Source organism: Prochlorococcus sp. MIT 1011 (assembly GCF_047305235.1).
Classification (GTDB): Bacteria; Cyanobacteriota; Cyanobacteriia; order PCC-6307; family Cyanobiaceae; genus Prochlorococcus_B.
On the sequence record NZ_CP138983.1, the window covers coordinates 711,548 to 730,053 of the forward strand.

An 18,506-nucleotide genomic window follows, 5' to 3' on the forward strand; every position below is an offset into this window, starting at 1 on the left:
GAGTAATTTAAAAGCTTATAGGTAATTATACCATACTAGGTATTTATACCCCAACCTGGGCTGAAGATTGTCATGATTGCTTGTTCGTTCATGCGAGGAGTTGTTCGGTTTTTTACGTCTTGTATGGCTTTTTTGTAATAGCGATATTTTTTCTGATGGTCGCTAAAAATTTTTATTACACGCCATTGGTCTATAGGGAATCTTTTTTTTATATCTTCAGAAATTTGTTTTTCTTTATTTGTCAAATTATTTTTTTTAAGTTTGTATTCGATATTGATCCACTCAAAAAGTGTTTCCAGATCACATGCTATTTCTCCGTCTCTTATCCACTTTTCTATGTATTTTTCATCACCAACCTCGATTAAAAAGCATTTCTCAGGGGATGGTAATTTGATCTCATGAAGTAGCTCAGCGAAATTTGGTATCAGTTTCACTGACAAGCTTAGAAAAATTTATATATAAATTATGAAAGATTTTTATTCTTTCTGTGATAAGAAAGGATATTTAAAGCTCTAATATATTAAATATGAATCTAAGAAATCATTAAATTTTCATATAAGTAAATTAATAATGGGAAGAAGGCGGTTTGAAATCAAAAATAAAAAAACTGCCTTCACTTTTGCTTTGATAGAAAACGCAATAGAAAATTCGAACGTTCTTCAATATGTGTTTATACGTTTTCTTATGTCTAGTCTCTAACTATTTTACTTATTAGTTATTGTTATGTACTTTTAAATATTTATATCTAATTCCAAATTCATGTAGTTCGAAAATATTAATTTATTCATTTGAACTTGCCTCTCTTTGAAGATCTCTCCATATGGAAACATTAAGATATAAAAGAGTTTTTTAAATAAAAAAAGTCTTACATGTCATATAAGTCCTAGGCTTCCAAAAGTAAAGCCAACACAACAGAAGAAAGCAAATTCTGCTAATTCTCTACATCCTGAAGGAATTGAATTTAAAACAACGTTGATTCGTTGAGCCATTTGACCTTGTACTCGCAGGTGAAAAATAAAAGATAATACAAAATTTTCTTTATCGGGGGATTCTTTTGTAGGGACTAACCGTACTTTTAAGATTTCTACGTATTTGATCTTGATATCTTTAGTTTATAAAGGCTTTTTACTATTTAATGTAATTTTATTTTTAATTTTCCAGTTAAAAAGGGAATTCATATTAAGCCTATCTTTCTAGCTTGAAATTACATTTCCATTTAAATAGTGTTAACCAAAGATTTTCCCTCTGATTTGATCAATTGAAGGGCCTCTTCCTTTCTCGTCTTTTGTCAAAGGAATCCAGTTCCAGTCACAACTAACTGTGAGAAGATACCCAACAAGAATATGCCAAATCAATAATAAATAAGGGTGTTCTAAATGAGGAGCCAAAGGGAGGTCACTTTTTATTGAACATTCTAACCACAGGGAAGGATTCCCACGAGTTCGTGATTGTTTTGGAATGGGACTTGATACAAGTGACAGTGGTTAATAGGAGGAATTTTCGTTGATTAATTCTGCAGATGGGCGACAAACGGGTATGAAAATGCTTCTCATTAGCCTCTTTGATCATTGATGAGTCAAGCTTTAGAAAATTTATATTCTCTAAGCAGCTATCAGGGGCTACAATTCTAGTTGGCGGGGCGTGGCGCAGCTTGGTAGCGCGGGTGCTTTGGGAGCACTAGGTCGCAGGTTCGAATCCTGTCGCCCCGATCAGTCAGAGACAGGTTTCCCAACCTGTCTTTTTTATGCCTCAAAATAGTTGGGGGTAGATTTGGGGTAAATATCCCTGAGAACCCCATCGAAATGGTTACCGTTTACCCCCGACTTTATGTAGGTCTAGTGGCATCTAGTGTTCATTAGTAGAAAGTCACGCTACAATTAGCGTATTAGTTAGCTCGAAGTGCGGTGCATCCCCACTAGAGACTCTCAACCCTCTTCAGTTGAGACTTCAGCTACTGCCCCGAAAGTCCTTATTAAGGGAGAGCCATATTGTTTGGTCGGGTGGATGGATCTGGAACTTGGTATCCAAACCCCTTGTTGTTTTTATGCCGCGCAAGCCAAATAAATTCAAAAATCTCAATCAAGTAACTGTGAAGAAACAGGTAATCAGGACTTCGCCTTATGTGAAACCCGCATTTGGTACTTGTACTGAGGCCCAATATGTTCGCATTTATTTGAAAGAGATGGAATTGATGAAAAACCATCCAGATCCAAGAGCTCAAGAAGCTTTAAATTTTCGACTTGAAAATATTTGGATGGAAGATCCTCAGGTGAAAGCGGCAGCAAAAGCGAAGGGATACTTTTAAAAGTTCCTACTGATGAATCCAAATTTGAATTGGGTCGAAATCGCCCAACTTCGAGAACACTTGCTTTGCTCGGAGAAAGTGATTTATGCCGCAAAGCGTCTTGGCGTTTTAAAAGCGGGAGTCCATTTTTATGCCCTCGGCAATATCTCTAAAGGTGGTAAGCACATTTATTGTGTGGAACTTTGCCGCCAAGCTTTACTTGATGAAACTGCGAAACAAGCAAAAGCAGAATCCGAAAAAGTTAAAGCTCAAGAGGTTTATAACCAGAGCCATTTAAATGAATTAGCTACTTCCTCAAAAACATGGAGGCCAGTGCAAAATGAAAGTAAATAATACTGAACTTAGTTGGAGCTCTTGCCAAGCAAAGGTCGAGGCAACGAAAAACCGCAAGAAAACTACTGCGGAATTATTACTTGATTTTGATGAGGAAATTGATCGCTTGTTCCTAGAGAACAGCATAATTAAACCTCAGGATCGAATGATTCACCTGCGTGACCATATAAAAAAATCAGGTTTAAGAATTAGGGATGATGAAATCAGGAAAAAGATTTGGGAGGGCCGAAAGCGCAAGGCTGGGTCAGTTGAAATGCTGACCCCTGATATGGCTATTGATGCCCCAGAAGAAGTGTGGGCATGTAAAAACCTAATCATGCAGGCAGATTCAAATGTATTGGTTGCACTTCCAAAAGTTGGGAAGACTACTTTATTGATTGATCTAATTGCTAAATGGCATTTTGGTTGTGATGAGTACTTAGGACAGAAATTTCATGGAAAATGCCCTCCTGTTTTAATTGTTGGCACTGATATGCCTACAGCCAGATGGATGCCATTGTTAGGCCGATTTGGATTGGCTTACTTAGGTGAGGATAAGAAGTGGCACTTTAAAAAAGATGGACCAATTAAAGGACTATTTACTACAAATAATCCACTGCATTTAGATGATGCAGGTTTAAGTCGAATAGCTGATGAGGCCGCAAAATATGAAGGATGTTTTTTGCTTTGTGATTGTTATGCAAAGTTGGTTCAACCTTTTGGATTGTCAGAAGGTGATGCGAACTTTGCCGGTCCCATAGGGGATTTGCTTGAAGCAGTTGCACCATATAAAACAACTACTGTGATGATTCATCACTCTGGACATAGTAGAAAAGGTCAAGGTGCTGTGGCTGCATGTAGAGGTTCAACCGCCTTCCCTGGGGCGGTTAGTCAAATTATCAATATGAGATGGCTAAGGCGTGAAGAAGATTTAAATGATAAAAGGGTTGTGATAGAGACTGAGGGGAGAGGCGAAGATTTTTCAATAATAATTTTGCAGGAAGAGGAAAGGTGGTCTTTAGAAGGTGATGCGACAGAAGTTATGGCAAAGCAACGCTTGATTGATGTAGAGCAAGAATTAAATGACACCCAAGATGAAACTCTTGAGGAAGTTCGTAGACGTTCGGCAATGAATGTCAATACAAGCCCCAAAGACATCGAAACTAAACTTGAAATATCTCATAGGCAGGCAGGCAGAACGCTAACTCAACTAAGAAAAAAAGGTTTAATTATTCAAATTGCAGGTGGTGGTAAGGGTAAAGGGCAAATTCAGTACAACATCAAAGGACAGCAAGGACTCAAAGGACATAGTGCAATTGATTACACTGGCAATGGTGAAACCCATTAGATGTAAATTAGAGTGTCCTTACTTTGGAGGGGTCTTTAATGTCTACCACGTCTTTAAAAGATACATGAGACACAAAGGATACTTGATGATTTAATAGATCCAATTAACAAAAATCGTCTTAAATATAACGTAGAACCAATATGGTAGTTTTTAAATGATTAATAATTGTGGGTCCTTTCTGGCACTTTCGTTAAGGGGGTATTCGAACCTCGAATTTTATCTAGGGTCAACCCCAGCAACTTGAGAATGAAAACCTAAAGCCGAAATTTTATCACCAATATCCAAGTCATACAAACAATTTCCACCTTTCATTGAGAACTATGTTATGTGATGTCACCGAAGCCGCTTGGTATTTGGGCTATCAAAGTCCAGCGAGCTTATATCGTCTAATTAATGCAGGCTTATTAAAAGAATATATCTCCAACTATGAAGGGCAGATATTACTCAGGATGGGTTCTTCGGGTAAATCTCCAACCCTGGCAAGAAAGGTTAGATCACTTTTAAACTTTAGAGGCGGGCATGAAATGTTTATGTTTGACCCTAAAGAGGAGGAATCCTTGCAAAAAATCAGGGATAGATATTGCGAAAAAAGCTCTAAAAATATTACTTAGAAACGATAATCATTCCCAATAGCTGTCAATAAAAAAAACATTTATTATTGGTATATTTGACTTTATATGAATTTATCTTTATATTTGCAAGATCTAATTAGTGATTGTTATGTCTTTAACTGATTTTATGGCAGAGACTTCAGTTTCTAGTGAAAAAGAAGTTTGTCCAGGTTGTGGTTGTACTTGTCCTTGCGATTGTACAGATTGCGAAGAATGTTCAAAATGCAAAGATCATTAACTGCAAAAATTAACCGAAGCTAAACAATAATTGTTAACCCTTAAACCGTCTTAAAAGCCTTTAAACACTCTTATTTTTGATTGTTGTCAACAGTAGATCATTCTCGAAATTTGAAGGTCTGACGCTGAAAAAGTGAAGCCGTTTTAGACGACCCATGGTGAAGCCCATACAAGAACCTATGGATGCTTTATTCACTCTTAATGCAAATTGCAGCCAGACTATCTGCAGAAAAACTTCCATCCCAATTATCAATATCTACTACTTTTTCCTTTGCTTCTTGACATGCTTGTTTACTAGCCATTGTCAGTACAGAAGTAGAGACTGCGCCACGTTCACTCACTTTGACAAGTAATTTATAACTTTCTGCTTTAGCAGCGATAGGGGAGAGAAGCCCAGCGGTTAGGGCGAGTAAAAAGAAGCGTTTCATTCTGTTTTTTTTCTTTTTAAATCTCTCCATAAACAAGCAGACAAATACATAAAACCAGCCATTGCAATTATGTAAAAGTAAGTCATCTAATTATTGGTTCTTACTCTAAATTAAAGCATTTCTAAAACCTATATAACCGCAATGAACGGGGAATGTTTCAATGGTCGGGCAATGACCGCAAAAACCGAGGGTTTTAGTGATACCGCAATGACCGGATAGCTACTTCTTATTCATTCGATAGGTGACATAAAAGAACAATCCAAGTACTGCAAGATTTGCTATGGCATAAGTGATTGCTATTCCAATGACTGTAGTAAGCGTTTCATTAATTAGTAGTAATGACGATACTCACCCTTTTTTTACTTTCTCGTTCCATTCAGTTGTAGCACTTCCACCTTCCTCAAATTTCGATGCTATTGATTTCAACATTTCAGCTAGGAACTCAGGAGGACATTGCAGCTCTTCCATTAATTCTGTAGATTCGTCACTAATAAAATCCCAAGTTCTATTAATAGGCCCATTAACTTGGTCGATAGTTGGGTTCCATTTCTTATCCATTAGGTTCTTACTTTTTAAAACTGATGTGGATCAGTCATCCTAGGGCCGACCATTTCTTTAGCGTCAAGGCTTCAAACTTTGGGACACTATGGTTAACTTTTTTACAGTTTTTTCACGCCTCGGAACACTACATAAATGACATCCGTTACATGCGTATGTGCATGGCTTTCGCTGTGCTCATTGTTCCACTAATGCTGTTTATCTGGGCATTGGATACAAAGAGAACCAGAATTAACAGATATCGAAGTTACGGCTGGAGTTGGAAAAAGATTGCTGCAACTATTAGATCTGCTTTGCTAAGCATTGAGAATGGTCCTCTCCTCACATGTTCGAGGAAAGAAGCTCAATATGAACTGAAGGCATTAAAGAATGCCCTAGTGATTTTGATTGGAAAGTAAGAAAACTAAGCTTGCGTCTACTTATTTAGAGATTTTAAATATCTCTTTCTTTGACCACTTCCTTCTACTTCAAAATGCCATGTTGGCCTTTTTCTGTCGGATGTTTTCAAATAGTCTTTAGACTTGGACGAGCTTGACTCCTTCTTAAACGAAGTAACCATAAGACTATTCAACCATGTTTTCTGATAATTTGCAGTTCGGATAACATCTAGACTTGTTTTAGTTGATACTCGAAGTAACTAAATTAGGGGAAAGCCCCTCCCCCGTTATCCGAGGGAAGAGGCCCATCGAGAAATCAATGCTCTAAATAACTAACGTCCTCAAGTTATTTATCAAGCAGTGACTTTTTCTTTCTTAGCTGGAGCAAGTGCTTTGAGCTCCTCTTTCAACTCAATCTCACGATCTGACAATACTTTGACTCGTGCTTGATAGTTCGACTCAAGTCTCTTACGAGAGGCTTCAATATTATCTAGCTCTTCTTGATGTTGCTTACGCTTGATTTCTTCTAGCTGACTATCAGAGACCACATAAACTGTTCTCATGGGAGAGAAGAAGGAGTCAGTGAATACTGCATCAAATAAAGTGGAATACATTACATTCATTTAAAAGGCATATCTACTTTGACTCGACTATATAGAATTTAAAATGTTGCAATCCGAAGAATTATATTCGGTCTCTACGACCAAGATCGGTTGCTACTACTTATATTTCGTAGGAACCGATAAGTGCTAGAGAAATAAAATCATCTTCTTATTGCATTTAATCAAGTAGATAAAATAGATATGACTAAAGTGTTTTTACACCAGATTCTCGAACCCCATTTACCTCACTAATTAGATAAATTGTATTGAAGAATTTCTTCCGATTTTATTTTGACTCAAGCGAAGCTCATATTACTTTTTGATGGTGGTTGCCCTCTTTGCTTAAGAGAGGTCAAATTCCTACGGTCTAGAGATACACTTGATAATATTAGTTTTATAGATATTGATTCCCCCAAGTATCAACCAGACCTTTATTCAGGAATCAGTTATAAAGACGCGATGGGGAGAATTCATGCGATTAATGAATCAGGTGAAATTCTTAAAGATGTCGCTGTTTTCAGAGAAGCATATCGATTAATTGGACTGGGGTGGATCTATGCTCCTACAAGCTGGCCAATACTAAGTTCATTAATAGATCAAGTTTACAAGTTATGGGCACAATGGCGTCTACCTCTAACTAGACGTCCTTCACTTGAGCAACTGTGCAAAGAAAAAGAGCTTTGTAAATACAATAATTGAGTGTCTCCAGCGTTAATCTGCTCATCGACTTTGAAAGTAATAAAAAAGTCCCTTCCTCTGTATCAAGGAAGAGACTTAATTAAAAGATTAAAAATTCGAACTATACAATTCCTGGAATGATCCAGCCAGTGAATCCGTAATTAACTACAGCTGCAAAGAGGCCCATCATCGCGAGACGACCATTCATTTGCTCGGCTATTTTCCAGTAGCTAGTTTCTTTGTTCATTACACAAAACCTGGAATGATTTGGCCGGTTGTTAGATATGCGCCAATGAGAGCTAAACAGCCAACAGAAGCAGCTAGACCATTGAGTCGTTCAGCAAAAACTTTGCCTTCTTCTACTCTTGGTGTTTCAGTGGTTTGATTTTTCATTACACGAAACCTGGGATGATTTGACCGGTTGTTGCATATGCACCGACTAGAGCAATGCAACCAAATAATGCTGCATAACCATTAAGTCTTTCAGCTGTCACCTTTTCAGGATCAATGTTTCTATTGTTGTTTTGAGTAGTCATTAAACAACACCTGGGATAAGTTGACCTGTTGTTAGGTAGACACCTGTTAATAGAACGAAAGCCATCATGGCTGGTCTGCCGATGCTTCTTTCTAGAATTGTTTTGTTAGATGGTTGCATTGTTGTTAGTAGTTATTGGTTTAGAAAATTCCAGGAATGATTTGTCCTGTTGTTGCATATGCACCAAAGGCTGCAACGAAGCCAAGCATTGCTGCCCAGCCGTTAAACTTTTCCGCTTCTGGAGTCATGATGATTAGCGAGATGTGTATGTGAAGAAATGTAAAGCATTAGTCTTTTAAGGGGAAGATACGGTCAGGTACGGCTTCTTCTAATTATTAATAGCTTTACTCCTCAAGCATCAAATACAGCAACTAATTAGAGAGATATTTATTTAATCATTAGATCTATTTATAATCCTTATAAGTAGATATGGCCCAAATACGAGTGGGTTTCCCCATCCTTGATATTTTATTTACAAGCTAGATTGTGAAAGTAACAAATCACTTTTCATGCGTTCCGAACCTGATGATTTACAGATGTTTATCAGTCAGTGCAGGACTATGGATATTGAAGAATTAAAGTCTAATATAGATGACTGGGAAGGAAAAGATGATAGCTTTATCCAACTCGAAAACCTTGATATTGCAAAAAACGAACTGGAACTTAAATACAAAGAGAGACAAGAACAAATAGAACTCCTAACTAAATCTCTTACCTCTTCATCACGATTTCGAAGGTGGATTAGTAGTGTCAAAGCCGTGATTAAACAATTTATAAAGCTTAAAAATCAAAAACACTAGTTATAAAAGGAATGAATAGTAATTAATGGATATTTAAATTTGATTGAAAATATTGTTAAGTAGAGTTTATTTCTTAATTTGATTGTGATTAACTTGGTCTTGAGATAGACATTTGAAAAGTTGAGGCATAACTAACAATCAGCAAAATTCAAAACAATAAAGCGTGATATCGTTTGAGAATGACTAAAACAGATTTTTCGAACATTAATAACGACAAAAATAGTTAGTTGTAGTGCAAGTACTACTTTTTATTAGGGAGTTCTACACATCTAGAGAACCTCCAAATGCCTTAAAACATAAGAGTTGAGGGAGATTTATGAAATTGTTTACCCCTTTCAGCATCCCTAAACCAGAGATGACTGAGCTTTGCCGCATACAAAAAGCAGCAAAGAAAAAAGAAAACAATCATTTTAAATTGTTTTAGCTATCCACATGAAATCAACTGCTTTCTACCTCTCATTTTTTAGTCGTAGACCATTAGAAATGAGTTTGTTTTTTATCTATTGCGGAGCTTTAGCTTGCTTCGTTAGCTCAATTGGTCACTACTAATAAAATCCAATGAACTCTTCTAATGATTTATTTCAAAAGCCATTACTAATGACATTGGCTTTTGTTGTATGTACATTTTTAACTGATTCTCTGGTCGGGAGCTTTGTATGAAATTACCAACTATCAGCTTAAAAAGAACTCTTGAAGTAACAATGAATGATGCTTCAAAGAGCCTAATGGAACTTGATGGGCTTGATAAAAAAGCTCTTACAGAAGAGTACAAAGAATGGATTCAAGCAAGTGAGGGGAGTAAAGACCAGCCACACGTTTTTTATGCCAACCAAATCAATATTGAACAACTGTAGGTTTTAAACAAATAATAATCATGAATGCAATATCTAAATTGATAGAAGTTCTTGAACATACCCCTAAATCAAATCAGATCGTAGAGCTCATAAAACTAGCTGAAAGTGAATCCTCTGTCGACATAACAAAGCAAATTGATCTACTCACAGGTGTATGGGAACTAAAATGGAGTACTTCTAACTCTCCTTTTTTAAATTATTCACCGCTATTAGATAATTTACAGATTCTTGAGCCAGAGAAAAGTAGAGGACTAAATTTATTGAGACCTAAAGGTTTTGCAGGAAAGCTATTTTCTACTAACATTCTTGCTAGTTTAGAAATTATTGATCAGAAACGCATAAACGTTAGCTTTAGAAAAGCAGGAATAATAGGTCCTAAGTTACTAGGTAAAAAGATTAGTTTCTTATCTGAGATAAAAAAGACTCAAAAAGGTTGGCTAGATACAACTGTATTGTCTCCCGACTTACGTATATGCAAAGGTTACAAGGGTACAACTTTTGCTTTGTTAAAAAGAAATGATTTATCACTCACTGAGTTTTTTAATCCTTAGCCTTTGTCGTGTTAAGCGTAAAAATTTGTCGTACAAGCCTCAATCAAAAAGCATGCGGATGCTTTAGAACATATTTGTCATCATTCATATCATTATGACTTCAATTCCTACTTATGATTTCCCATCATTCTCTCCAATCCTAGTTGTAGGTTTTTTAGGGATCGCTGTATCTCTTTACACACTTTATACAGTCAACAAGGCTTATTACAACTCACCTTTTCGAGGTGACGCATGACTTATTTTAATAGAATTACTCTGGAAGAAGTATTAGAGGAAGACCTGTTTTTTGATTACAACGAGTATTCAAATCTTCTAGAAGACTCTGATTGGAAACAAGCATAGTCTTCTAAAATAGATCACCAATCTTTTCGGGAGATCATCTGAAGGAGAAGGTCTCAGCATTGGAAGATGTAAATGTATTTTGCTTGTCTAATAGCCTCTACTTATAACGTATATTTTGTTACTTAAATAATCAATTCCGGTCTTAAGTTATCTATAACAAAAGACCCCGTCATGAACTCTGTTCTAACTAAAGCGACAAATTTCAATTTGAGTAAAGGCTCCAAGATCGCTATTACGTTGACATCATCAATATTCTTTCTGCTTGGATTAGGTCAAACACCAATAATTAAGAGTTTTCTTGCAAATGTTTTTTCATGCTCTGGTTCATAGTAAAAAACTAAAAATTAGCAAGATATGAATCAGTCTCTCTGGATATATTAAAAATATTTTTTCCAAGAGACCTAAAAAATTCGATTATATACACTTTTTATCTACTATTTGAAGGTCAAAGAAGTATTTATTTTTACAAAATTATCATTATTTCCACGTATTGTCTTAAAAACATTTAAATTAAATTTTTGATTATTATCTCGTGAGCGGAGACAACTTACTTGTAAAACAGACAACAAAGTTCTACACAAAATATATTACTGATACTAAGATTGAATTAATTAAAAAGATTTTTGAAGCGAGCCCTAAAAATAATTTCCTAAATCTAGATCAACATCATAAGGAATGGGGAAATGAGCTAAACAAATATTATATTTCTGAGACTGACTTTTATTCCTACCCAGAAGAAAGATAGTCCATTATTAATATCAAATCATATAATCCGCAAGTTAAAAATAAAATAGATAAGATACATTAAATCTAAAGGCTAATAATTAATACTTAATTGAATTTTCTGTTAAACTTATGCTCTAGGATGTAGATCAGGATATCTAGTCGTTTCATCTTTGACTCTATTTGGATTCTCTCGATCAGAATTCCTAGCTGCATTAAAAATTATAATGAATGGTATGGCTATAGCAAAAAAATAGAAATGCAATAAAACAAGATCCCAAGGCACTCCTGAAGTCCCATAATCGGGAAAAAATAGAGCAGTAGAGAAGCGAATCACGTGAAAATTATTTCTCTTATAAATTTAAATGACTTAGTATAAATTCGTGGAATATATTTGTTAAAAAGGGATAATTTACGACCCACTTTAAAGTTTTTTTAAAGTAGTAAAAGCACCCTTTGTTTATCTGAGTTGCTATATCAGCCTACTTTTTTCCAAATGGAATAAGAACATCTAGTGATATTTAATTGTTTCCTAATTTGGTAATACGTATGAGATTAATTAATAACTATTTCTTAATGCGAAGTCAATCCTCGCTTTTGCTATTCCCTATAGAAGGAGCATTCATTCCATCATAATCTGGGCCAACCATCAAACCAACAATTGCAAATAGCACTATTGAAGCTATTCCTACTATTGGAGCTGTAGGAGCGGATGTTGAAAGTAAACCAGCGAAAATTTGCATAATTATTTAGTTAGAGAAAAACAGTTATAGATGAATTAATTAAATGAACGTGGATAAAAGACCATTAATTTATTTTTTAATATCAAATCTTAGAAAAAGATAAGTATTTATTATGAATTCCGGCCTTAGGGTATTTACAACCACACACTAAAAGTTTGAATAAGCCATAATATAAATAATATTTATATTTAAATTTAAATGGATAATATATTTCATAACCAATTTTTAATGACTTGTCTCATCTCCTCAACTTGGATTGTTCCTGGCTTTGTATTCATGAAGATGACAAATGACAAATTCAAACGCAGAAAAATTGCAAGACAATCCAAAAGAATTTCAAAGCTTTATCCATCCAATTAGTTTTACTAATAAAAAATAATTTTTGACAAAGTCCTGAAAATGCAACGCCTAGCTTTTCGACTAAACAATTAAAATTTTAAAATTCAATAACAAATCATACCTGTATGTTATTTTTACCTTAATAATCTTACAACTTTTTAGTTTGAAAATAATATGACTTATCAATGTGTAATCATAAATTAAAGTTATCAATCAGTAGGATTATATAAAGAAAATATTTAAGTATTTATATAAAGTTATTTTTAAAACAAAGGCCCAAGTTAAGTGCTAAATAGTGATAACTAATACATTCTTATATATGTCAAGGTCTTTTGAAAATGATCGAAAGTCAATTGAGACAGATGCTATCGATTTGTATTTTGAGTGTATTACTGCTTGTTCATTGAATAATGAAGGAGTTGAATGTACAACCATGTGTATGGAAGTTCATTTAAAGCAAGAAAACTAATTAAAATTTTATAGCTGACAAGACTAGAGAATAAAATTGTCTTAAAAGAAGGAGTGAGACTAACTTCTACAGGAAAAAAATAACTTATTAATTTAAATGGGTTTCATTTCTCATTCTTCAAGAAATGAATAATAGTTTGTAGTTCTTTAATGCGAATTTCCGCAGCTTTAATTCTTTCTTTTGTTGTCATTTAATTATTAAATAGTAGTCATATAAGCAAGAAAGCCAACTGGAACAAAAAGCAAGGCAGCAATCGTAAAGCGAACAAATTTGCCTGTACCTGAATCTCTTGAATAATCCGTGAAATGTTTTGTGTTATTCCACTCTGACCAATTCTTTGGGCTTTTAGATGATGTCATTGTTAGTTAAGGGAATACAGTTGTAACAACTTCATAAGCACCAGCTAATAAAAGAAGTGCAGGAAGATTCCAGAGAACGATTAGTTTTGCAGCAGTAGTTTTGTTGATTGCAAGCATGACTAAAAGTTTTGTTCTGGTTGGTTTGTATGAGGATGTTATGAATATAAAAAGAGTTCTCTTATTTTGTAGGTCGGTCCATGTAGGGCTAACCAGTTCGGGTAATTTATACCTATTTTTCATTTGTACATAGACAAAAGGTCAATGAAGTGACAAAGATACTTTTATCAATCCCTACTTCGACTATGGATTTTCAAAAGGAAACTCATAGGTATGCGTTCGAATTAGTAAAGGCCTCAAGGACAATGCCAGTAGATTGGGCCGAAAAGCAATCTCATATAAAAGAAATCAGAACCAGCTATCAAAAGGAGGCTTTAAGGCTTAGAACTAACAAAAAGTTCAACTAGGTAATTTCTATTTAATAAAATAAGATCTTGGATTACTCTTCAAGTCTCTCCACAAACAAGCCATCATGTAAAACAAAGCAGCAATGCCAATAAAAAGGAATGTGGAAGTCATATTAATCCCAAACTCCCAGCAGTAAAACCAACTGCGCAGAAAAAAACAAACTCAAATAAATCCCTACTTCCTGGTGGGATTGAACTTAGTGCAACGTTGATTCGTTGAGCCATTTGACCTTGTACTCGCAGGTAAGTTTCAAACTTAAAACCAAATAAGCGAGGCTGTGCCTCTATAGAGGTAGGGGTTTCGAGTATTAGTTGAACTTATGAGTTAAGTTTCTTTTTTGTCTCCTATGTATTTCCAATTTCTAAGAAGGAAAACCGTACTACTCAATTAACTCAACAGCAGAATTACTTAGCCAAAATATTAATTACGTTGCGTAGGTCAAGCAATGACCTACTAGTGAAAAAAAGGTTTGCAAAGCACCTTTTTATCACTCAACTAGAGCTAGGGAAATTGTTCTAATTAGCAATTTCCCTTTCTCGCTAAGTAGTTAATCAGATTTATTTCAATGCCTCACCACAATGCATCATTAAATTTTTCGTACGCGCCTAATAAAAACAATCTAGCACTCAGTGAAAAGTCACTGCATGAAATACAAATGCAGCTTATGGATAAACAAGAACTAAGACTTAGATATATAGAACTAATGAATGATGCACAAAAGATACTTGGCAAACAAGAAGCTATTGACTTGTTCAAAGAATCAGAGGTTATTTGGGAAAAGCTTAGTGCTTAGATTGGCTACTTTATGTCATTGTTGTTTTTCCAGTAACTCTTTGCATAGTCAACATCTACCCAATGTAGTTTCCAATAATCTACATTCGCTACTTATAAAAGAGTTGGGCTAGTAGTTATTTCGCTCCACCAATAAATCAGAAAACTGCAAATTTATCAATCGCCAATGAGAACAGTTTCTTTTGGTTTTAATTTAGAAACGCTGACTCAATGATTAATTCTACACGCTTTGAAACTCTGGAAAAGTCATCCCATCTCCATCATTATCGTCATCATCAAAGCCAGAAATTAAAACCCAAATCCCACCCAAGGCGAACAAAACAGAAGCAAAAATCACAATTACTTGGCTTGGCATTTCAACTTTTTAGATTTTGTTTAGTAGGTGTTTAAGTCAAACTTTGAATAAGTAGCCTTAACTGGAACTGGTTTATTTGCTAGGGACTCTTCCCCTGAAGAAGCTTTAAGAATGACGCCAGCCCCACCTATCAATAAAACCGCGAACATGATTGCGTGATATGCAGTAAACATTTTCTAGACCTAAACTTATAAAAATCTAATCAGTTGATATATGACAGTGTTGTAGTACAAAGCGAATGTTTCTGGGGTGTTTATCCTACTACTGCTAGGAGATTGCCCATGAATTAGTAACGAGCGTAAAGATCAAACAAAATCCCACCAATAAACTCACCAAGTTCGAGCTTAGACTTTTTCTTTGTTTTGGCTTGAGTAAAGGTAGTCATTACATGCACTGACGAAGTCTGTTGACGAGGATTGTTGAAAAGCCAATGAACAAACCTGCAGGGATAGCCAAGCTGGCAATGATTGTTGCTTCGTTAATTCCGTACATAGTAGTTAAACGTAGAAAATTCCTGGAGTGGTTGAAACTTGATAAATTGCTGGAATACCTAACAAGCAAACCAATGCGCAAAGTGAAGTTGCAAAGAATTTCATAATCAGGCTTAGGAAAGAAGTGAAAAGTTTTTCGGTGAAACAAAGGTTGAACATTCCGGACCACCGATTTACTGAAGATATAAAATATTTGTCTACTACTGAAGTTCGGTTGAAGTAGGGCTTTCCAATCTTTTCTTTTTTTTCAAGTTGATTTCACCCTTTCATTGAGATGATTTGTTCTGAATGAAGCCTTGAGAGGATAGAAGTAAAAACTTAAGCTGTATTTATTTAATTGATGCTAAGTAATGAAATTGATAGGGCAGAGTAGTAGCAACACTAATTACGATCAAAAACATACTTGTTTTATTCAACCGTTTCATGGCCTTATATTTACTATAAATTAATTTAATTGGCATAAAAAAAAACCGTGATTTTTTGAACAATGATTCTATAAATTGATTTTTAATTTAACCAGAATAACCTTGTGCAATTCCACCCACTAATCCATTCAATAAAACCAATACGAACCAAACACCACCAAGAGCTTCTATTTTTCTTATGTTTGGATTTCTATTGTCCTCTGGACTATCTTGAGTCATAAAAAAACTGGAACACCTACTACTAACAGCAAAGATGAGAACAAAAGTGCATTAGCAAGTATGCCTGCAATAATAGACATTTTTGGATAATCTAAAGGTCAATTTATGAAGTCGAAGTATCTTAACTTTTAGCACGAAGAGCTAACTATCCACAATAACCCTAAAGGCTTAGAGCTAATAAAATCTCACCAAGATCGAACCTGGGCTTTTTCTTTGTTTTGGGTTGCGTGTAGCAGTCAATTGATTTTTGATCTTTATCTAAAGTCGTTACCTTCACCCAGTTGCCAGAGTGAAGCTCCACCAGAAATGAGCATTATTCCAAACACTATTGCGTGATAGGGAGTGAACAAACCAGTGACCAATTTCTGAAAACCTAACTGATTTTTCCAAGCTTCTGTTGTAGCAAAAGTACCCCATAGACACTAGAAAACCCTCTTTTTAGGGAGGGTTTAATAGCTTTAATAGTTACTCAAAGCTCCTAATCAAAGATTGAAGAGGGTTATGCCTGGTATGTAGGAAATGCAAGGCTTAACCTGAGTGTTTGGTTATCAAAAAAGTGCAGACCTAATGAACTTTTTATGATGTGCGAGCAAAGGGACAGGATTTCGGCGACTGTCCCCTTCTCAGACCAGAGCTATCGCATCCTTTCGATACTCGCTCTTGCGTAAAATAAATGTAAAAAAACTTCTCCACTACTGATGTTCGGTTGAGGTAGGGCTATCCAATCTTTTCTTTAGCTCATTCCCACTCAATTTCTTTTTGCCTATTTTTTTCTCATAGTTTTCAACCGTTGGAAGGATATTAGTTATTGGACCTTCAGTCGGAGATTCAAGTCTTTTCTTTACTTCTCCCTCGTAGGTGCAAACTATCTCTTTAACTTCTTCACCATGCACAAATTTAATCTCGCCTGTATCTACATTTGCAACTTGAAAAAGCGTGGGAGCTAGTGGATCTCTAGCACCTCCAACAAATGAGAGAACTTTGCAAATTTCATCCTCACCAACTAGAACCGTGTCTCTGGATTTGACCTGACGGAATAGTGGATCCTCTTCTATTTCATGCATCTTTCTTTTCATTGCTCTCAAAATCGCTGGCTATTGATTTCAAAATTCCAGCTATGTAGTCGGTAGGACATTGGAGTTCTTGAAGCAAGTCATTGGCCTCGTCTTTAATAAATTCAAAAGTGCTGCTAATTACACCATTAATCTGATCGGTTGTTGGTTTCCATTCTTCAGTCATGGCGATTAATAATCTTTGATTACTTACTACCAGCCACTCGAAGTGCTGTAGTTGATTTATACCAAAAAAATAGGGGGCTAACTGCCCCCTAGCGATCGACTGTCAACAATTAAATTCTGAATTAAGAATCCATTGCTGCAATTTCTTCACGAGCTTGCTTTTGTCTTTCTTCAAAAACTGAAGGTTTGTAAGAAGTAAATACTCCTTTCTTAAATGTTGCAAGTTGAGCAGCGTGAAGCCTTTCTGCTTTCTCGATTCGCTTTTTAGTTAAAACTAGGTTGTTCATGACCTACTCAATTACTGGAAATCCCGTTCCCTATTTCCATCTCATGCACCCCATAAACTGGAGCGAACCTATACATAATCATAACAAATAACAATAAGAAGTTAAAGCCGCCATTACGTCAATTTAAGTAGTGTTTTCCTACTCCCTACAAGCCAATAGAAGGATTAGACCAAAGGTGTAGCAGAGAGATTTATGAAATTATTTACTCCATTCACTATCCCCCAAAAGGCCAACTGCGCTCTTCGCAGGGTTAGAAAAACTACTAACAAGAAGGGCATATAGCCTCTCTTTTTTTATTGCTGATGCTGCAAAAATGTATCGAAGGATGCTGCATCCTGAAAAAGCGTGCGATACAAATAAATCAAGAGTTACATCACCAACATGGCAAAAGAACTTAAGGTTTCTTCTTCCCTGATAACGGTTTGTGTAAGCGTTCTTATGTCGTTGGAAGAGCTACATTTTTTGACTATTTAGGAAAAGATCATTTGGATTGTGTCCTTTTCCCTGACCGTCTTACCAGTCCACTAGCTTTTGGATTTACGGATGAGCTTCAGACTCATGGACGGATTCCTTAATCCTCATTTTTTTCGCTTTCACTCTACGGGTGGAGTTAGGGGAGAATAGTAGATGTATATAAAGTATATCTGACAACTATGAGTCGTTTGTCTAAACCAACCTTACAGAGTTGATACATAAATTATTTGTACATTGACAATGATTATCGTTCTGGCGAGGGTGTCTTTTAGATCCTTGCTTCGACTATGGATTCTTTCACTAAAGACACTCATAGGTATGCTTTCGCAATGGTAAAGGCCGCTAGGTCAATGCCTGCTGATATGGCAGAAAAGCTCCAGCACATAAAGGAATTAAGATTCAATGTTCAATTAAAGGAATTAAGAAAAAGAATCAATAGGAGAATAACTTAATCCTTCTTTCCGTACTTGATCATTGCAACAGGAAGTCCAATAGTAAAAGCAACTCCGATAACAAGAATCAAAATTCCTAAAGGCGAAAAGATGGGAACACCGAGTCCTTCTTGAGCAAAGATCATTATTAAAAAGTC

The 18,506-nt window shown here is 35.5% G+C and carries 39 protein-coding genes and 1 tRNA gene; 19 read left to right on the top strand and 21 right to left on the bottom strand.

Going from position 1 to position 18,506, the window contains the following annotated elements; all coding sequences use genetic code 11:
• Positions 1–35: 35 nt before the first annotated feature.
• Complete coding sequence (locus SIB75_RS03855; protein ID WP_413684191.1) at positions 36–434, bottom strand: hypothetical protein; 399 nt, start codon at positions 432–434, stop codon at positions 36–38.
• A 792-nt stretch (positions 435–1,226) separates the two neighbouring features.
• Entirely contained in the window at positions 1,227–1,388 is a 162-nt protein-coding gene (locus tag SIB75_RS03860) for a hypothetical protein (protein WP_413684193.1), read from the bottom strand.
• Positions 1,389–1,635: 247 nt separating this feature from the next.
• Here SIB75_RS03860 and SIB75_RS03865 point away from each other — a divergent pair.
• From SIB75_RS03865 to SIB75_RS03890, 6 genes are all read left to right on the top strand, one after another.
• Positions 1,636–1,709, top strand: a tRNA-Pro gene (locus SIB75_RS03865).
• A 335-nt stretch (positions 1,710–2,044) separates the two neighbouring features.
• Positions 2,045–2,305: a hypothetical protein gene (locus SIB75_RS03870; RefSeq protein ID WP_413684194.1), complete on the top strand. Its 261-nt coding sequence runs from the start codon at positions 2,045–2,047 to the stop codon at positions 2,303–2,305.
• A gap of 12 nt (positions 2,306–2,317) precedes the next feature.
• Positions 2,318–2,638 carry a hypothetical protein gene (locus SIB75_RS03875; RefSeq protein ID WP_413684195.1) on the top strand — a complete coding sequence of 107 codons (321 nt, stop codon included), beginning with the start codon at positions 2,318–2,320 and terminating at the stop codon, positions 2,636–2,638.
• Positions 2,625–3,965 (top strand): AAA family ATPase, encoded by a 1,341-nt coding sequence (locus SIB75_RS03880; protein ID WP_413684196.1) that lies wholly within the window; start codon positions 2,625–2,627, stop codon positions 3,963–3,965. Before SIB75_RS03875 ends, SIB75_RS03880 begins: the two co-directional genes overlap by 14 nt.
• A 311-nt stretch (positions 3,966–4,276) precedes the next feature.
• Entirely contained in the window at positions 4,277–4,576 is a 300-nt protein-coding gene (locus SIB75_RS03885; protein WP_413684198.1) for a hypothetical protein, read from the top strand.
• Between the two features lie 109 nt (positions 4,577–4,685).
• Positions 4,686–4,814, top strand: a complete 129-nt coding sequence (locus tag SIB75_RS03890; protein WP_413391087.1) for a hypothetical protein — start codon at positions 4,686–4,688, stop codon at positions 4,812–4,814.
• Positions 4,815–5,001: 187 nt separating this feature from the next.
• Here the strand turns inward: SIB75_RS03890 and SIB75_RS03895 are convergent, their stop codons facing one another.
• Positions 5,002–5,241: a hypothetical protein gene (locus SIB75_RS03895; protein ID WP_413391086.1), complete on the bottom strand. Its 240-nt coding sequence runs from the start codon at positions 5,239–5,241 to the stop codon at positions 5,002–5,004.
• A 348-nt stretch (positions 5,242–5,589) separates the two neighbouring features.
• A complete protein-coding gene (locus tag SIB75_RS03900) occupies positions 5,590–5,799 on the bottom strand; it encodes a hypothetical protein (protein ID WP_413684200.1) in 210 nt (69 codons plus the stop codon).
• Positions 5,800–5,960: 161 nt separating this feature from the next.
• Between SIB75_RS03900 and SIB75_RS03905 the strand changes: the two genes are divergently transcribed.
• Positions 5,961–6,197 carry a hypothetical protein gene (locus SIB75_RS03905; protein WP_413684202.1) on the top strand — a complete coding sequence of 79 codons (237 nt, stop codon included), beginning with the start codon at positions 5,961–5,963 and terminating at the stop codon, positions 6,195–6,197.
• 332 nt (positions 6,198–6,529) lie between these two features.
• On the opposite strand, the gene SIB75_RS03910 is transcribed toward SIB75_RS03905, so the two are convergent.
• A complete protein-coding gene (locus SIB75_RS03910; protein WP_413391082.1) occupies positions 6,530–6,790 on the bottom strand; it encodes a hypothetical protein in 261 nt (86 codons plus the stop codon).
• 276 nt (positions 6,791–7,066) lie between these two features.
• On the opposite strand from SIB75_RS03910, the gene SIB75_RS03915 reads away from it, so the two are divergent.
• Positions 7,067–7,477, top strand: a complete 411-nt coding sequence (locus SIB75_RS03915) for a thiol-disulfide oxidoreductase DCC family protein (protein WP_413684787.1) — start codon at positions 7,067–7,069, stop codon at positions 7,475–7,477.
• Positions 7,478–7,577: 100 nt separating this feature from the next.
• Here the strand turns inward: SIB75_RS03915 and SIB75_RS03920 are convergent, their stop codons facing one another.
• Genes SIB75_RS03920 through SIB75_RS03940 form a run of 5 tightly spaced genes read right to left on the bottom strand, consistent with a single transcriptional unit; the run spans position 7,578 to position 8,239 of the window.
• The gene (locus SIB75_RS03920) at positions 7,578–7,703 is read right to left on the bottom strand and encodes a high light inducible protein (protein WP_269610783.1); all 126 of its coding nucleotides are present in this window, start codon (positions 7,701–7,703) and stop codon (positions 7,578–7,580) included.
• The gene (locus tag SIB75_RS03925) at positions 7,703–7,849 is read right to left on the bottom strand and encodes a high light inducible protein (protein WP_038653298.1); all 147 of its coding nucleotides are present in this window, start codon (positions 7,847–7,849) and stop codon (positions 7,703–7,705) included. Before SIB75_RS03925 ends, SIB75_RS03920 begins: the two co-directional genes overlap by 1 nt.
• Entirely contained in the window at positions 7,849–7,992 is a 144-nt protein-coding gene (locus SIB75_RS03930; protein WP_413391081.1) for a high light inducible protein, read from the bottom strand. The genes SIB75_RS03925 and SIB75_RS03930 overlap by 1 nt, the downstream gene beginning before the upstream one ends.
• Entirely contained in the window at positions 7,992–8,111 is a 120-nt protein-coding gene (locus SIB75_RS03935) for a high light inducible protein (protein WP_011295030.1), read from the bottom strand. Before SIB75_RS03935 ends, SIB75_RS03930 begins: the two co-directional genes overlap by 1 nt.
• A 20-nt stretch (positions 8,112–8,131) precedes the next feature.
• A complete protein-coding gene (locus SIB75_RS03940; protein WP_011125327.1) occupies positions 8,132–8,239 on the bottom strand; it encodes a high light inducible protein in 108 nt (35 codons plus the stop codon).
• A 261-nt stretch (positions 8,240–8,500) separates the two neighbouring features.
• Between SIB75_RS03940 and SIB75_RS03945 the strand changes: the two genes are divergently transcribed.
• The 5 genes from SIB75_RS03945 (at position 8,501) to SIB75_RS03965 (ending at position 11,283) form a co-directional block, all read left to right on the top strand.
• Entirely contained in the window at positions 8,501–8,791 is a 291-nt protein-coding gene (locus SIB75_RS03945; protein ID WP_413391079.1) for a hypothetical protein, read from the top strand.
• Positions 8,792–9,447: 656 nt separating this feature from the next.
• Positions 9,448–9,645, top strand: coding sequence for a hypothetical protein (locus SIB75_RS03950; RefSeq protein WP_413684205.1), 198 nt, complete (start codon positions 9,448–9,450; stop codon positions 9,643–9,645).
• 20 nt (positions 9,646–9,665) lie between these two features.
• Positions 9,666–10,196: a PAP/fibrillin family protein gene (locus tag SIB75_RS03955; protein ID WP_413684207.1), complete on the top strand. Its 531-nt coding sequence runs from the start codon at positions 9,666–9,668 to the stop codon at positions 10,194–10,196.
• 94 nt (positions 10,197–10,290) lie between these two features.
• Complete coding sequence (locus tag SIB75_RS03960; RefSeq protein WP_413389872.1) at positions 10,291–10,431, top strand: hypothetical protein; 141 nt, start codon at positions 10,291–10,293, stop codon at positions 10,429–10,431.
• 639 nt (positions 10,432–11,070) lie between these two features.
• Entirely contained in the window at positions 11,071–11,283 is a 213-nt protein-coding gene (locus tag SIB75_RS03965; RefSeq protein ID WP_413684208.1) for a hypothetical protein, read from the top strand.
• Positions 11,284–11,391: 108 nt separating this feature from the next.
• On the opposite strand, the gene SIB75_RS03970 is transcribed toward SIB75_RS03965, so the two are convergent.
• Positions 11,392–11,598, bottom strand: a complete 207-nt coding sequence (locus tag SIB75_RS03970) for a hypothetical protein (RefSeq protein ID WP_413684210.1) — start codon at positions 11,596–11,598, stop codon at positions 11,392–11,394.
• A gap of 247 nt (positions 11,599–11,845) precedes the next feature.
• On the bottom strand, positions 11,846–12,004 hold the full coding sequence (locus SIB75_RS03975; RefSeq protein WP_413391078.1) for a hypothetical protein: 159 nt from the start codon (positions 12,002–12,004) through the stop codon (positions 11,846–11,848).
• A gap of 634 nt (positions 12,005–12,638) precedes the next feature.
• Between SIB75_RS03975 and SIB75_RS03980 the strand changes: the two genes are divergently transcribed.
• Positions 12,639–12,812 (top strand): hypothetical protein, encoded by a 174-nt coding sequence (locus tag SIB75_RS03980; protein ID WP_413684212.1) that lies wholly within the window; start codon positions 12,639–12,641, stop codon positions 12,810–12,812.
• A 197-nt stretch (positions 12,813–13,009) separates the two neighbouring features.
• On the opposite strand, the gene SIB75_RS03985 is transcribed toward SIB75_RS03980, so the two are convergent.
• Both SIB75_RS03985 and SIB75_RS03990 read right to left on the bottom strand, forming a co-directional pair.
• Positions 13,010–13,171, bottom strand: a complete 162-nt coding sequence (locus tag SIB75_RS03985) for a hypothetical protein (protein ID WP_413684213.1) — start codon at positions 13,169–13,171, stop codon at positions 13,010–13,012.
• Positions 13,172–13,177: 6 nt separating this feature from the next.
• Positions 13,178–13,411, bottom strand: a complete 234-nt coding sequence (locus tag SIB75_RS03990; protein ID WP_413684215.1) for a hypothetical protein — start codon at positions 13,409–13,411, stop codon at positions 13,178–13,180.
• Positions 13,412–13,437: 26 nt separating this feature from the next.
• Here SIB75_RS03990 and SIB75_RS03995 point away from each other — a divergent pair, with 26 nt between their 5' ends.
• On the top strand, positions 13,438–13,635 hold the full coding sequence (locus SIB75_RS03995) for a hypothetical protein (RefSeq protein ID WP_413391072.1): 198 nt from the start codon (positions 13,438–13,440) through the stop codon (positions 13,633–13,635).
• A gap of 566 nt (positions 13,636–14,201) precedes the next feature.
• The gene (locus SIB75_RS04000; RefSeq protein ID WP_413391070.1) at positions 14,202–14,429 is read left to right on the top strand and encodes a hypothetical protein; all 228 of its coding nucleotides are present in this window, start codon (positions 14,202–14,204) and stop codon (positions 14,427–14,429) included.
• 219 nt (positions 14,430–14,648) lie between these two features.
• Here SIB75_RS04000 and SIB75_RS04005 read toward each other — a convergent pair whose 3' ends face one another.
• Together SIB75_RS04005 and SIB75_RS04010 are read right to left on the bottom strand one after the other, a co-directional pair.
• Complete coding sequence (locus tag SIB75_RS04005; protein WP_269610797.1) at positions 14,649–14,783, bottom strand: hypothetical protein; 135 nt, start codon at positions 14,781–14,783, stop codon at positions 14,649–14,651.
• A gap of 20 nt (positions 14,784–14,803) precedes the next feature.
• A complete protein-coding gene (locus tag SIB75_RS04010; RefSeq protein ID WP_413684216.1) occupies positions 14,804–14,956 on the bottom strand; it encodes a hypothetical protein in 153 nt (50 codons plus the stop codon).
• A 257-nt stretch (positions 14,957–15,213) separates the two neighbouring features.
• Between SIB75_RS04010 and SIB75_RS04015 the strand changes: the two genes are divergently transcribed.
• A complete protein-coding gene (locus tag SIB75_RS04015) occupies positions 15,214–15,381 on the top strand; it encodes a hypothetical protein (protein WP_269610799.1) in 168 nt (55 codons plus the stop codon).
• 405 nt (positions 15,382–15,786) lie between these two features.
• Here the strand turns inward: SIB75_RS04015 and SIB75_RS04020 are convergent, their stop codons facing one another.
• The 4 genes from SIB75_RS04020 to SIB75_RS04035 all read right to left on the bottom strand — a co-directional run bounded on the left by SIB75_RS04020 (position 15,787) and on the right by SIB75_RS04035 (position 17,443).
• Complete coding sequence (locus SIB75_RS04020; protein WP_413684217.1) at positions 15,787–15,918, bottom strand: hypothetical protein; 132 nt, start codon at positions 15,916–15,918, stop codon at positions 15,787–15,789.
• Positions 15,919–16,610: 692 nt separating this feature from the next.
• On the bottom strand, positions 16,611–16,994 hold the full coding sequence (locus tag SIB75_RS04025; RefSeq protein WP_413684218.1) for a DUF3104 domain-containing protein: 384 nt from the start codon (positions 16,992–16,994) through the stop codon (positions 16,611–16,613).
• The gene (locus SIB75_RS04030) at positions 16,975–17,157 is read right to left on the bottom strand and encodes a hypothetical protein (protein WP_413684220.1); all 183 of its coding nucleotides are present in this window, start codon (positions 17,155–17,157) and stop codon (positions 16,975–16,977) included. The genes SIB75_RS04025 and SIB75_RS04030 overlap by 20 nt, the downstream gene beginning before the upstream one ends.
• A gap of 121 nt (positions 17,158–17,278) precedes the next feature.
• Positions 17,279–17,443 (bottom strand): hypothetical protein, encoded by a 165-nt coding sequence (locus tag SIB75_RS04035; RefSeq protein ID WP_413391063.1) that lies wholly within the window; start codon positions 17,441–17,443, stop codon positions 17,279–17,281.
• Positions 17,444–17,865: 422 nt separating this feature from the next.
• On the opposite strand from SIB75_RS04035, the gene SIB75_RS04040 reads away from it, so the two are divergent.
• Together SIB75_RS04040 and SIB75_RS04045 are read left to right on the top strand one after the other, a co-directional pair.
• Positions 17,866–18,018 carry a hypothetical protein gene (locus tag SIB75_RS04040; RefSeq protein ID WP_413684222.1) on the top strand — a complete coding sequence of 51 codons (153 nt, stop codon included), beginning with the start codon at positions 17,866–17,868 and terminating at the stop codon, positions 18,016–18,018.
• A gap of 186 nt (positions 18,019–18,204) precedes the next feature.
• Positions 18,205–18,369 (top strand): hypothetical protein, encoded by a 165-nt coding sequence (locus SIB75_RS04045; RefSeq protein WP_413684224.1) that lies wholly within the window; start codon positions 18,205–18,207, stop codon positions 18,367–18,369.
• Here the strand turns inward: SIB75_RS04045 and SIB75_RS04050 are convergent.
• Positions 18,366–18,494: a hypothetical protein gene (locus tag SIB75_RS04050; RefSeq protein ID WP_413391052.1), complete on the bottom strand. Its 129-nt coding sequence runs from the start codon at positions 18,492–18,494 to the stop codon at positions 18,366–18,368. The two genes, SIB75_RS04045 and SIB75_RS04050, sit on opposite strands and share 4 nt — an antisense overlap.
• Between the last annotated feature and the right edge of the window lie 12 nt (positions 18,495–18,506).